This window comes from Paenibacillus sp. P22 (genome assembly GCF_000469945.2).
Classification (GTDB): Bacteria; Bacillota; Bacilli; order Paenibacillales; family Paenibacillaceae; genus Paenibacillus_O; species Paenibacillus_O humicus.
The window spans coordinates 1-12,778 of sequence record NZ_CBRA020000166.1 but is presented as its reverse complement, the minus strand read 5'-3'; the positions used below and the strand labels follow the sequence as shown (position 1 = coordinate 12,778).

14 protein-coding genes and 1 pseudogene are annotated in these 12,778 nt (G+C 58.2%); 7 read left to right on the top strand and 8 right to left on the bottom strand.

Annotation, left to right across the window (positions count from 1 at the left end):
* Positions 1-1,456, bottom strand: a 1,456-nt coding sequence (locus BN871_RS20555) for a DEAD/DEAH box helicase (RefSeq protein WP_048748579.1), incomplete at its 3' end; no start/stop codon positions are given.
* 175 nt (positions 1,457-1,631) lie between these two features.
* On the opposite strand from BN871_RS20555, the gene BN871_RS20550 reads away from it, so the two are divergent.
* The 3 genes from BN871_RS20550 to BN871_RS20540 all read left to right on the top strand — a co-directional run bounded on the left by BN871_RS20550 (position 1,632) and on the right by BN871_RS20540 (position 4,263).
* Entirely contained in the window at positions 1,632-2,465 is an 834-nt protein-coding gene (locus BN871_RS20550; protein ID WP_083436556.1) for a YitT family protein, read from the top strand.
* 149 nt (positions 2,466-2,614) lie between these two features.
* Positions 2,615-2,803: a hypothetical protein gene (locus tag BN871_RS20545; RefSeq protein ID WP_174806358.1), complete on the top strand. Its 189-nt coding sequence runs from the start codon at positions 2,615-2,617 to the stop codon at positions 2,801-2,803.
* Between the two features lie 266 nt (positions 2,804-3,069).
* Entirely contained in the window at positions 3,070-4,263 is a 1,194-nt protein-coding gene (locus BN871_RS20540) for a putative glycoside hydrolase (RefSeq protein ID WP_021881692.1), read from the top strand.
* 116 nt (positions 4,264-4,379) lie between these two features.
* Here the strand turns inward: BN871_RS20540 and BN871_RS20535 are convergent, their stop codons facing one another.
* The 4 genes and pseudogenes from BN871_RS20535 to BN871_RS20520 form a co-directional block, all read right to left on the bottom strand.
* The gene (locus BN871_RS20535) at positions 4,380-4,580 is read right to left on the bottom strand and encodes a DUF3906 family protein (RefSeq protein WP_021881691.1); all 201 of its coding nucleotides are present in this window, start codon (positions 4,578-4,580) and stop codon (positions 4,380-4,382) included.
* Between the two features lie 123 nt (positions 4,581-4,703).
* Positions 4,704-5,672: a 6-phosphofructokinase gene (gene pfkA / locus BN871_RS20530; protein WP_048748577.1), complete on the bottom strand. Its 969-nt coding sequence runs from the start codon at positions 5,670-5,672 to the stop codon at positions 4,704-4,706.
* Positions 5,673-5,727: 55 nt separating this feature from the next.
* Positions 5,728-6,809 (bottom strand): annotated as a pseudogene (locus tag BN871_RS20525) (tetraprenyl-beta-curcumene synthase family protein).
* 22 nt (positions 6,810-6,831) lie between these two features.
* Positions 6,832-7,149 (bottom strand): hypothetical protein, encoded by a 318-nt coding sequence (locus BN871_RS20520; RefSeq protein ID WP_048748576.1) that lies wholly within the window; start codon positions 7,147-7,149, stop codon positions 6,832-6,834.
* 149 nt (positions 7,150-7,298) lie between these two features.
* Between BN871_RS20520 and BN871_RS20515 the strand changes: the two genes are divergently transcribed.
* The gene (locus BN871_RS20515) at positions 7,299-8,483 is read left to right on the top strand and encodes an MFS transporter (protein ID WP_232313227.1); all 1,185 of its coding nucleotides are present in this window, start codon (positions 7,299-7,301) and stop codon (positions 8,481-8,483) included.
* An 88-nt stretch (positions 8,484-8,571) separates the two neighbouring features.
* Here BN871_RS20515 and BN871_RS20510 read toward each other — a convergent pair whose 3' ends face one another.
* Positions 8,572-8,769, bottom strand: coding sequence for a cold shock domain-containing protein (locus BN871_RS20510; protein ID WP_021882190.1), 198 nt, complete (start codon positions 8,767-8,769; stop codon positions 8,572-8,574).
* 105 nt (positions 8,770-8,874) lie between these two features.
* Positions 8,875-9,597, bottom strand: a complete 723-nt coding sequence (locus BN871_RS20505; protein WP_048748575.1) for a class I SAM-dependent methyltransferase — start codon at positions 9,595-9,597, stop codon at positions 8,875-8,877.
* 160 nt (positions 9,598-9,757) lie between these two features.
* On the opposite strand from BN871_RS20505, the gene BN871_RS20500 reads away from it, so the two are divergent.
* The 3 genes from BN871_RS20500 (at position 9,758) to pepF (ending at position 12,343) form a co-directional block, all read left to right on the top strand.
* On the top strand, positions 9,758-9,991 hold the full coding sequence (locus BN871_RS20500; RefSeq protein WP_021882109.1) for a hypothetical protein: 234 nt from the start codon (positions 9,758-9,760) through the stop codon (positions 9,989-9,991).
* A 158-nt stretch (positions 9,992-10,149) separates the two neighbouring features.
* The gene (locus BN871_RS20495) at positions 10,150-10,329 is read left to right on the top strand and encodes a hypothetical protein (RefSeq protein WP_021882110.1); all 180 of its coding nucleotides are present in this window, start codon (positions 10,150-10,152) and stop codon (positions 10,327-10,329) included.
* Between the two features lie 214 nt (positions 10,330-10,543).
* On the top strand, positions 10,544-12,343 hold the full coding sequence (gene pepF / locus BN871_RS20490) for an oligoendopeptidase F (RefSeq protein WP_048748580.1): 1,800 nt from the start codon (positions 10,544-10,546) through the stop codon (positions 12,341-12,343).
* 217 nt (positions 12,344-12,560) lie between these two features.
* Here pepF and BN871_RS20485 read toward each other — a convergent pair.
* The coding region (locus BN871_RS20485; protein WP_048748574.1) for a DUF92 domain-containing protein at positions 12,561-12,778 on the bottom strand (218 nt) is incomplete at its 5' end.

Below are 12,778 nucleotides of genomic sequence, written 5' to 3'. Positions count from 1 at the left end.
CGCCGCTGCCGTAGCTGCTGCGTCCGCGAGGACCGCTGCCGCCGGAGCTTCCGCTGCCGCTGCGGTTGCCGCCGCCATAACCGCTGCCGGAGAACCGGCGGCCGTTGGAGCGAACATCCGGACGACGCTTTTTGGCGCGGATCGGATCTTCAGGCGTAAGCTCGACGTTGACATCCTTCTTCTCGCCTGTGATCAGCTTGATCGCCGAGGCGAGCAGATTGACGGAATCGTACTGCTCCAGAAGCTGGATCGCAATGCCTTTGTATTCCTGGAAGCTTTCGCTTTGCGCGATTTCAAGGATACGCTCGGCTGTAATGCGCTGCTTGCCTTCGATTGCCTCTGCCAGGCTGGGCACAGGCTTCTTCGTGATGCGCTGGCGGGTAACCTTCTCGATGAAGTGAAGGTGATCCGTCTCGCGCGGCGTCACGAAGCTCCATGCCGTTCCTTCCTTGCCTGCACGGCCGGTACGGCCGATCCGGTGAACGTAGCTCTCCGGATCCTGCGGAAGGTCGAAGTTGATGACATGCGTTACGCCCGATACGTCGAGACCGCGTGCCGCAACGTCCGTCGCCACGAGGACATCGATGCTGCCGTCGCGGAACTTGCGCATGACGTTGTCGCGCTGGTTCTGGGACAGGTCGCCGTGCAGTCCGTCCGCGGAGTAGCCGCGCTTCTGGAGAGCTTCGCTCAGCTCGTCTACCCGGCGCTTCGTGCGTCCGAAAATGATGGCGAGCTCAGGGCTTTCCATATCGAGCAGGCGGCTCAAGGCGTCGAATTTCTGGCGCTCGTGAACTTCGATGTAAGCCTGGGCGATCAGCGGAGCGCTGACTTGTTTCGGAATAACGGAAACATGCTCCGGATTTTTGAGGAATTGCTGGGCAAGACGCTGGATGTTCGGAGGCATCGTCGCGGAGAAGAGCATCGTCTGGCGTTCTTCCGGCACGAGGCTCAAAATCGACGTGATGTCTTCCATGAAGCCCATGTCCAGCATTTCATCCGCTTCGTCGAGAACGACGGTCTGGACATCGTCCAGCTTGATCGTCTTGCGGTTGATATGGTCAAGAAGACGTCCTGGAGTACCGATAATGATTTGCGGGCGCTTCTTCAGAGCGCGGATCTGGCGTCCGATTTCCTGACCGCCGTAGATCGGAAGGGAACGGGTTCCCTTGAAGCGGGAAAGCTTGCCGATTTCTTCGGCAACCTGGATGGCCAGCTCGCGGGTCGGCGTCATGATCAGAGCCACGATGCGTTCTTCGCTGGATGGAATCTTGTTGATCAGCGGAATACCGAACGCCGCCGTCTTGCCTGTACCGGTCTGTGCTTGGCCAATCATATCGCTGCCGCTCATCGCGATCGGAATGGACTTGTCTTGAATAGGCGTGGATTCCTCGAACCCAAGCTCTGTAATTGCCTGCAACACCTTAGGGTCGAGGCCAAATTCAGCAAATGTTTTCAAATCTTATCCAAACTCCTTCTCTTTGTAAAGCTCGCTTCAAAAATATCCTGTTTAGTATAGCACAAAGACATGCATGAATACCAGCCGCATGCAAAGCCATACTAGGGTGGACATGTCAAATAGCTTTCCGCTTCGCTCCCCAGGCTATACAATGCCATTCCGATCGGAGGTCCTCATGAAACCAATGCGTGCCGCTTTGTCCTGGCTTTCCGTCACAGCGGGTTCGCTGATGATCGCCGTCGCGTTCAATCTGCTGCTCATCCCCCACCAGCTGCTGAGCGGCGGCATTTCCGGGATCTCCATGATGATCGGTTATCTGACGAACAGCAATATCGGCTGGCTGTATCTGGTGCTCAACATTCCGGTGCTGATCTGGGGATGGTTCACGCTCGGCAAGCGGTTCGTCGGCTGGAGCGCCTATTCCGTCGCTGCGGCCTCCCTATTCATGCAGCTGATTCCCGTCGACATGCTGGCCCGGGATATTTTGCTCGGATCGGTATTCGGCGGCATCGTCCTCGGCTTCGGAACCGGACTTTGCCTGCGGGCCGGGGGCTCCTCCGGGGGATTCGACGTCATCGCCTCCATCGTCAGCCGCACCCGCGATCTTCCCGTCGGCATGCTGATCTTTCTTCTCAACGGCCTTGTGATCGTCATTCTCGCCGCGTTCACCCGCAGCGCCGAAATTGCTTTATATTCGCTCATTTCGATTTTTACCGCCGGGAAAATCGTGGATATCATTCATATCCGCCATCTCAAAGTCACCGTGTTCATCATTACCAAGCGCACGGAGGACATGCTCCAGCAGATGCTTGCGCGGCCCCGGGGAGTCACCGTCATCCGCACGAGGGGAGCATTCACCTCCGAGGAAAACGACATGCTGATGACCGTCACGACACGCTACGAGCTGGACGAGCTGAAGCGGATGGTGCGCAAGCTCGATCCCAAGGCTTTCGTCAATATCGTGGAGACGGTCGGCATTCTCGGCGATTTCAGGCGCAATGCGAATTGAACGGATGCTCTGGGCAGCAGCGGATTTCTCTCCGCTTCCCTTTGAATGGCGGCCTTGAGATGGTATACTGACCCTATCCCGTAGTTCATGTTTCATGCCCAGCGTTCTGCCCTGAACACATCGATGAGAAAGGGTGATGCAAGGTGGATATGGAAACGGTCAAACTTTCGAGGATTGTGGAAAAATTGGCGCCTGAGCTTCATTCCTTCCTCACGGAGCATGAGCTTGGCCTCAAAATCGTCCTGCGGGACGGATTTTCGGTTCTGGAACCGGCCGATGCAATGGAAATCGTCCAGCAAAGCATTTGTGAATACCAGAAACAAACGCTTTTGCATTAAATGCCCGGCCCTGCCCGCAGGCTTCGTCTCCCAAGGCGAAAGCCCGGGGAACTAGGAACATCCCGTTCCGAATGCGCCTGGCTGCCCGCCTCTCCTCGAGGCGGGTTTTTTGGTTGTCCGCATTTACAAATGCATCCCTTTTCCACTTATCGGTTGCATAAAGACATCATTCGCCCTTATTCAACAACTTGCATGAAATTTCTTGTGTCAGCCATACCCATTCTGTTTTATAATCTCAAGAGAAGAGTACATAGGGAGAGAATAGAATGGAAATGGTTTACTCGACGCTGCTGCTCCTCATGCAGCTCCTCTCCGGAGGAACCGGCCAGCAGGCAGACGCATCCCATGGGATGATGGCCACCTACCTCAACGCCGCCGCAGGCAAGGAAGTCATGGCCGTTCCGGCCAAAGAAGTACAGGCGCCGGATGCCGGCGGAGGCGACTACGTCAAAAAGGATCCGCAGCCGGACGCTCCCGCCGTCAAAGGCATCTACGTGACCGCGCACAGCGCGGGCGGAGCCCGGCTTCCGAAGCTGCTGAGCCTTCTGGACAAAACGGATCTCAACAGCATGGTCGTCGACATCAAGGACGACAACGGCTACTTGACGTATCCGACGGACAACGCCGAGCTGCTCAAGCTCGGCACCGCCAAGAAATACATCAAGGACATGCCTTCCCTGATGTCCCAGCTCAAGGAGCATGACGTCTATCCGATCGCCCGGATCGTCGTGTTCAAGGATACCGTGCTCGCCGAGAAGCATCATGAGCTGAGCTACGTCCGGCCGGACGGCACGCTTTGGAAAAACGGCAAAGGCGATGCCTTCGTCAATCCTTATTCCAAGGAAGTATGGGATTACAACATCGCGGTCGCCAAGGAAGCCGCCAAGCTCGGCTTCAAGGAGATCCAGTTCGATTACGTCCGCTTCCCTGAAGGCTTCGAGAAGAAAGCCGACACGCTCAAGTATGAGAAGACCGACATCAGCCGCGTCGACGCGGTCGCCGGATTCGTCAAGTACGCCAGAGAGCAGCTGGCCCCTCTCAACGTCAGGGTATCGGTCGACATCTTCGGTTACGCCGCCTCTGTTCCGGCAGCGGAAGGCATCGGCCAGGATTTCGTGAAGATTTCCAAGTATGTCGACGTAATCAGCCCGATGGTCTATCCAAGCCATTATTCCACCGGCTGGTTCGGCGCCTCGAACCCCGACACGAGTCCTTACCAGGTCATCAAGGGCTCGATGGTGGACACGCACAAAAAGCTCGATCCGATCGGCAGCTACAAGCCCGTCATCCGGCCATGGATCCAGGACTTCACCGCCAGCTGGCTCGGCAAGGGCCATTATATCAAGTACGGCAAAACCGAAGTGGAAGCCCAGATCAAGGCGCTGCACGATACGGGCGTCGAGGAATACCTGCTCTGGAATGCAGGCAACAGCTATACCGAAAGCGCCAATTTCAAATAACCGCACTCATTCCCAACGATTCGGAGGAAGCGGCGATGACTTCGCTTCCACCCGCAAAAAAAAGGTCAGCAGCCTCCATGAGGCTGCTGACCTTTTTCATTCCGCATTCCGCGCCGCTATCCCTCGATCACATAGCCGTTGCCCGGCTCCGTCCTTTTCTTCTCCACGATTGCGATGGAGGTCATCTCGGGAACCTTCAGGAAATGCCGCTGCACATGGCTCTCCACGTAGGAAAACGCCTTTTCGTCTGTCGCGGCGAGCACGATCAGATGCGCCTGCCCTTGTTCAAGCTGAATCTCGATCTTATACAGGAACATAGATGATTCCTCCTTGAGAGATGTCGTCGTTAGGGGCCTACTCAGCGCCCGGCTGCCAGAAAGCCCTGCCGCTGCGGCTTAGGGCCGCAGGACAGGGCTTGGTTCTTTGAACGGCAACACTTGTTATTGGGACAAGCGGAGAGCCAGGTTGTACAGCTCCATGTTGAACGGCTTCTTCGTGTTGACGACAAGGTCGATGTCGGTCGCGGTCAGCTCGCCTTTGATGATGCCGCAGGACTTGGCCGAATGGCCTTCCATAAGCTGGCGTACGGCAAAATCGCCAAGCTGGCTCGCAAGGATGCGGTCGTTGTGGGTCGGCGCCCCGCCGCGCTGAATATGGCCGAGCACGGTCGTGCGCGGCTCGATGCCGCAGCAGTCCGTAATATGCTGGGCGACGTTCTCGCCTTTGCCCGCGCCCTCGGCGACGACGATGATGCTGTGGCGCTTGCCGTGCTTGAAGTTGTCCTGCATCCGGCGGGACACCTCGTCCAGATCGTACTCCACCTCGGGCACGATGATCGTCTCCGCTCCGCTCGCCAGACCGGCATAGAGAGCGATATCGCCGCAATGGCGGCCCATGACTTCGACGATGGACGAGCGCTCATGCGAGGTCATCGTGTCGCGCAGCTTGTTGATGGCGTCCACGACGATGCTGACGGCCGTATCGAATCCGATGGTGAAATCGGTATATGCGATATCGTTGTCGATCGTGCCCGGCAATGCCATCGTCTTGATGCCGAGCTTGCTCAGCTTGTTCGCACCTTGGTAAGAGCCGTCCCCGCCGATGACGATTAGTCCGTCGATGCCCCGCTCGCGCAGGACGTCAGCCCCCTTTTGCTGGCCTTCCGGCGTCAGGAACTCCTTGCAGCGGGCTGTCTGCAGCACCGTGCCTCCGCGCTGGATGATATCGCCGACGCTTCGCAGGTCCATGGGACGGATGTCATCGTTGATCAAGCCTTGGTAGCCTCTCTGGACGCCATATACATCCAGTCCGTAATACAGGGCGCTGCGCACCACGGCGCGCACGGCAGCGTTCATTCCCTGGGAATCCCCGCCGCTGGTCAGAACAGCAATCGATTTAACAGCTGACATGTGTAAATCCTCCAATGACGCATATTTATTTGAAAAATGGCTTACAGCTTCGTTATTAGGCGCGGATGCGGCGGATGACCACGCTGTTCATGAAGAAGAACAAGCGGGTCAGCGGGCTGCGCCTCATCAGCTTGCGTGATACGCTGCGGACATCCTGCTGGCCGCTGACCTTGGGGTCGGACAAATAAAGAGCCAGAAGCCCTTCAACGATCATCCGGTGGAAGCCGGGCTCCGGCAGCCTGCGGATATCCTCGCGGGCCCGTTGGACGATCTCTCCGATCCGCTGGGCGGCCTCGGCCGTTCCGCTATAGTAGTTGCAGAAGTTGAGGTCTCCGCCCTCGCGATCCTCCTCCTGGTCGATCAAGTAGTCCAGAAGAATATGAAGCCCGCATACATGGGGGAAGTAAGCCCTCCTGACCTCTGCCGCTCTCTCCGGCGTCAGAGCCGGATCCAGAGCGGCGGCGAACAGCGTGAACATGCCGAGGGTCGAGCCCGTCGCCGCGGCGAATTCGTTCCACCGGAGCTCGGGGTACTCCCGCCGGTGCAGCTCCCACCACGCCAGCAGCTTCTCCTCCCGCAAATCCTTGGCGATATGCTTGTACACCTGCAGATCGCCGTAGAGGCCGACCAGCGGGATACTTCCGGCTGCGCGGCGGAATAGCCGGGCAGCATGGCCGCCTGGCGCTGGCAGGTGCGCACCAGATGATGCAAATAGCCGCCGTCGTCGCGCTCCGTCCGCAGCGCGTAATAATCCGTCAGCTCCGCGTCGGGATCGACGGCATCCAGCATGGAGCGGTGCAGCAGCCGAAAATCGTCGGCATCCAGCGATGTGCTTCGGTCGCATAAGTTGTCCAGATAGTCGCTGATCGTCTGCAGCGCGACGATCAGCGGTATGAGGACCTTGCGGGAAGCCGGATCCGCGATTGCGTATACGGAGCCTCCCTGGCAATGGAACCTCTTTTCCTTCATGCTGCTCAGAGCCTGCGTCCGGAGCTCGGGATCGGGTATGCGCTCGGCGCGCTGCCTGAGGCTCTCGAGCTCCGCCGAGACGTCCGGAAGCGCGTATTTGTACACCCGGTACATCAGGCGCAATGGCTCTGCCGGCGCTTTGCCGGCTGTCAATGTTCGTTCGCTCATGTATGGCGCCTCCCGAATTTGCTTAGGAATGGCGCCGCAGTTCAATCTCCTGATTGACGCGGTACCAGATATGCAGATCGTTGATCCGGCTTGCAAGCTCGGCGATCTCGCTGTTCAGGATGCAGGAATGGCTGAAGTCATCCTCGTCCTCGAGCATCTCCTGCTTGTCCCGGATCCTGTCCTCGAAAGCCTTGACCAGATCCGGTATGCGGCCGCGGATCAGCTCCCACTGCTCGATGATGAACAGCTGTTCGCCGGCCTCGTATTCCTCCCACCGCCTGTCCAGCGACGGAAGCGGGATTCCGAGCCGGCTGTCCGTACGGAAATAACGATTCCCCATGGTAAACCTCCAAAATAACTTTACCATCCCGAAACCCTAAAATCCAGTGCCGAAGCTGAAAACAATGTCGCCTTGCCGACCGTCCATGCTATACTTTCAAGAGTTCTTGCGGACGGAATAATGACAACGACAGGAGTGAAGCTTGGCACATGTCCGACATGACCGCCTCCCGAACGTTGATGGCGCCCGGAGCAGCAGCCCGGGAAGCCTGGAAACTTCGGGCGTTCTGCTTTTCCATCTATGCTACCCAGGCTGTCCTTGTCTCCTATTTCCCGCTCTACTTCATCGACAAGGGCTTTTCGAGCCAGCAAATCGGCTTCATTTATTCCTCGGGTCCGATGCTGTCGATCGCAGCCAATCTTGTCGCAGGGGCGCTGAGCGACAAATACCGCACGATCCGCCGCATTCTTCTCGCCCTGCTGTTCGGGCAGCTCGCTTTCGCCGCCCTGCTTCTTCCGCTCAGCGCCTTCGGTCCGGTGGCGCTTGTCATGGCCGCCTTCTATCTGTGCCAGACTCCCGTCAACCCGCTCTCGGACAGCCTGCTTCTGATGTCGGCTCCCCATACGGGACGCCCTTATGCGCTTATCCGCATATTCGGCTCGCTCGGCTTCTGCATGGCCGCCTATGCCATCGGATTGGTGCTGAAGCTCACCGGAACGGGAGCGACCGTATCGATCGCGCTGATTACGACGGCGGTGTCGCTCGTAATCGCATGGCAGCTGAGAGACTATCGCGGAGCGAGCGGCAAAATGGACTTCTCCGGCCTCGTCAAGCTTGTCCGCAGGCCGGACATCATCGCCTTCTTCTCCATCGTGCTCGTCCTTTCCGTCGCCCACCGGATGAACGACGGCTTCCTCGCGCTCGCCATGCGCGAGCGCGGCGCGAGCGATGCGCTTGTCGGGGCGGCATGGTCGCTGTCCTCGCTAAGCGAAATTCCCGTCCTGTTCCTGCTTGGACGGTACGGCAGCCGGTTCAAGGAGCTTCCGCTGCTTGCCATCGCAGCCGCTATGTACGCCGTGCGCTTTTTCCTCAACGCCCGCATCGAGGATCCGTCGCTGTTCCTGCTGACGCAGCTGATGCACAGCGTATCGTTCGGCATCTTTTTCTCGACGGCCATCCGTTATGTCGCGACGGTCATTCCCGATCAATACCGCGCTTCCGGAATGGCGCTGTATGCTGTCGTATGGACGGGAATCGCCGGCGTAATCAGCGGCCTCGCCGGGGGCTACTGGTTCCAGCATCTGGGCAGCGCTCCGTTTTTCTACATCGCCTCCGGCCTAGCCTTGACGGCATCGGCCAGCATCCTCGCCATCCATGCTTGTTCCCGGAACTAAAAAAAAGGCGCAAAAAAAACAAGGCCCCCTTGAGGGGGCCTTGTTCTGCTCTATTAGAAGCAAACCCGCCTAAGCGGATCTTATAAACCTACAGTTTAACGACGTTAGCAGCTTGAGGACCGCGGTTGCCGTCCGTAATGTCGAATTCTACAGCTTGACCTTCGTCCAGCGACTTGAAGCCGTCGGTTTGGATAGCAGAGAAGTGAACGAATACGTCTTCACCGTTCTCGACTTGGATGAAACCGTAGCCTTTTTCTGCGTTGAACCACTTAACTGTTCCTTTCAAATGAACAACCTCCTAAAATGACGCCGCCTTGGAGAGCGGCGAATAAGCCCATTATACACACCAGCCATGCCGATTGCAACGAGCCGGAACGGTTAAATCCATTTTTTACCGTACCGGAATCGAGATCTGCAAAAACCGGTCGGAGCCTGGGATGAACGGCAGTCGGGACGGCATGAGCTCCGTGATTCCGCCTGCAGCCGCAACCGCTTCCATCAATCGTTCCAGATCCGCATTCGGCTCCCATCGCAGAGACAGCAGCGGGTAGACCAGAACGCGGCCTCCCGGCGCGCAGATGCGCATCATTTCGAGGAGCGAACGGCGGTGGAATTCGTAGCCGAACGACTCCGCATACAAAAACAGGAAGTGGCTGCAGACGACAAGCGCGAACCGCCCGTCCGCCGCCGGAAGCTCCGGCAGGCTTGCCGCGACGTAGCGGTACTCCGCTCCGGGCAGCGCCCGATCTGCGGCCGACCGCCCGAGCGCCGCCATCCTGCCCGACCGGTGCCGGTCGAGATCGCCGTAATAGCTCCAGTCGAACTGATTCTTCAGCCGCTCCAGCTTGGCCGTCGACGCGTCGATCTCCGCAAGCGCAGCTTCATGCCACTGAGGGACAGCGGTTCCATACGTAGGATCGAATGCCGCTGCCCGATAGCCGCGCGCAGCCGCATCCGCGGTGAACGACGAGGCTCCGCCCGCGACATCCGCGATCTCGCCGGCAGCCAGGTCCTCCCCGGACAGCCCGAACATGGCCATGTACTCCTCGAGGCTCCGGCAAGTGACGGCGACTCCCTGCTGCTCGTAAGGCTTCATTCCCATTCCCAAGCTCATTCTGCTTCTCCTCCGCTCTTCTTCTCCGGCGCTCTCTCGGCGCCGGCAGAATCTCCATATTCTGGAGATGGTTAGATCCTAACCGATCCGGCGGTTGATTTCCAGCCTTTTTTTAACGCTATGATGAAGGGATAACAAATAACGGGAGGACAAAAGCCACGTGATTAAGAAGCATCAGATCTATAAACGCGACAAATACAACATGCTCAATGTGGAGGTCCACGGAAAAACGCTCATCGCCAGGGAAATATCGGACCAGTGGGGCGAAGAATGCTTTACGTTCGTATCCCGTCCCGAAATGATGCACTGGGCGGAGAACAGGTTCCGTGCAAGCGACTTCGTCGGACGAGAGGAAGAGCGCACCGCCATCCTGGAAGCGCTCCGCGAAGTCTGACCGTTCCGAACATCCGGCAGGAAAACGGCGCTCCGCACCGAATGGGATAACCGAGCGGTTGCGCGTTGTCTATTGTCCTGCCCCTATGCAAGGCCGCGCCGGCTTTCCCGCCCATGCAGGCAGCCGTCAGCAATCCGCAATGGAGGCAACCCTTAGCGATGGATACGACTTCCGCTGCCATTTTCATTCTTTCCGCTTTCGTCCTGGGGGCCGTCATCCTCATGAGCCGGAACCAGATCCCCGAGCGGCTGCGCAAGCCGCTCGCCTTGACCGCCATCGTGCTCGTGGCATTCGCTTTCCTCGTCGTTGTCATGACCTTGTTCAGCCTGGGGACATAACGAGGGGAAAGACATGCCATACTAGGCAGACTATGCCTGGTTTGGAGGTCATATCATGAAATGGATTCCGCTGCTCCTGTCCCTCAGCCTGCTGCCTGGAAGTCCCCAGCGGATTTCCGAACAGAGCGAAGCGGTCCTGTCCCGATCCGGAGCCGGCGGGGCGTTCCCGCCCCCCGCTCAGGCCCTATCCAAGACCCCGACAAGGAGGCCGACTATGAGCCAAGTACCGAAACGTTCCGAGACCGCGCCTGAATCCCGCTGGAAGCTGGAAGACATTTTCGCCGACCAGAAAGCCTGGGACAAGGAATATCAGGAAGCCAAGACCAAGCTTAAATCCGTCGCTTCCTATCAGGGCACGCTCGGCGACGCCGCCAAGCTCAAAGCTTGCTTCGAGCTGGAAGACGATCTGGGCTACCATGTAGAGCGTCTGTACGTGTATGCCAACATGAAGCATCACGAGGATACGGCCGAGCCCGAATTCCAGGCCCTGTCCGAAAAATCGCAGCGCCTGAGCGTCGAAGCCGGAGAAGCTCTCAGCTTCATTACGCCTGAGGTGCTCGCCCTTCCCGACGACAAGCTCGATGCCTACATCGCCGATCCTGAGCTCGCTCCTTTCCGCCATACGCTGGAGGAGATGAAGCGCCAGAAAGCCCATGTCCTCTCCAAGAATGAAGAATCGCTGCTGGCCCAGGTCGGCAACATCAGCTCTTCGCCGCAGACGATCTTCAGCATGCTGAACAATGCCGATCTGAAGTTCCCCAAGGTCAAGAACGAGAAGGGCGAGGAAGTCGAGCTCTCCCACGGCCGCTACATCGAGTTTCTCGAGAGCCGCAACCGCCAGGTCCGCGAGGACGCGTTCAAGACGATGTACGCTACATACGGCAAGCTCAAAAACACGCTGGCCTCGACGCTCAGCTCGAATGTGACCAAGAACGTCTTTTATGCCAAGGCGCGCAAATATCCTTCCGTCCTCGAGATGTCTCTCTATGGAGACAACATTCCGAAGACGGTCTATACGAACCTGATCGACACGGTGCACAAGTCGCTTCCGCTCATGTACCGCTACATGGAGCTTCGCAAAAAGCTGCTCGGCGTCGACGAGCTGCATATGTACGATCTGTTCGCCCCGCTCGTGGACGAGTTCGACATGAAGATCACGTTCGACGAGGCCAAGAAAATCACAGCGGAGAGCTTGAAGCCGCTGGGCGAAGACTATGGCAAGGCGCTTCGGGAAGGCTACTCCAACAGCTGGATCGACGTCTATGAGAACGAAGGCAAGCGCAGCGGCGCATACAGCTGGGGAGCCTACGGAACGCATCCGTACGTGCTGCTGAACCACAAGGACAACCTCAACAGCATGTTCACGCTGACGCACGAGATGGGCCATGCCCTCCACTCGTACTATTCCGACGGCAACCAGAAGTACCGCGACGCGCAGTACACCATCTTCCTCGCCGAAGTGGCGTCCACGCTGAACGAAGCGCTGCTGATGGACTACCTGCTGAACAAATCCACGGATCCGAAGGAGAAGATGTACCTCCTGACCTATTACGCGGACCAGTTCCGCACGACCGTGTTCCGCCAGACGATGTTCGCGGAGTTCGAGAAGATCATCCACGAGAAGGCCGAAGCGGGCGAATCGCTGACGCCCCAGGAGCTGTCCAAGATCTACTACGACCTCAACGCCCTCTACTACGGCAAAGGCATGGTCGTGGATCAGGACATCGAGATGGAGTGGGCGCGCATCCCGCATTTCTACAACAGCTTCTACGTGTACAAATATGCGACCGGCTTCTCCGCCGCCACCAGCTTCGCCAAGCAGATTCTGGAGGAAGGACAGCCGGCGGTGGACCGCTACCTCGGCTTCCTGAAGAGCGGCGGCAGCGACTTCTCGATCAACATCCTCAAGAAGGCCGGCGTCGACATGAGCTCGCCGGAGCCGATCGAGCAGGCGATGAGCGTGTTCGAGAGCGTTATCAGCCAGCTGGAGGAATTGACGGCTTCGGCCAAATAAGCTTTCATTCCAAAAAGCGTCCGTACAGGCAGCTCAAACTGCTTGAACGGACGCTTTTTTCATGGGAAATGGCAAGTGTCAGCAAAGTTGTTTTAATTGGAAAACTTCACGGCCAGCCAAGGCTGCTGAAGGAAAGAAGAGCCGAATGGAAGCAGCGCTTTCATTCGGCTCTTCTTTGGATTGAAAAAACCCTCCCGCCATTTCTCTGTCTTCGAGGCTAGAGCAGCTCCCCGAGCAAGGCAGCCAGCGCCCCGGCCATCAAGGAAGACAGCAGGTTGACCGCGTCGTTCGTCATCCAGCCAAAGCCGCGGATGCGCTCGGAAGCGGAGCCGCAATGGACGGCGCGCTCCGTCTCGCTGCCGCAGACCCGGCAGCGGTACATGGCCTGCACGGTCGCGCCAAGCCATGAATCGGCGAACGCGCCGGCCAGGCCCG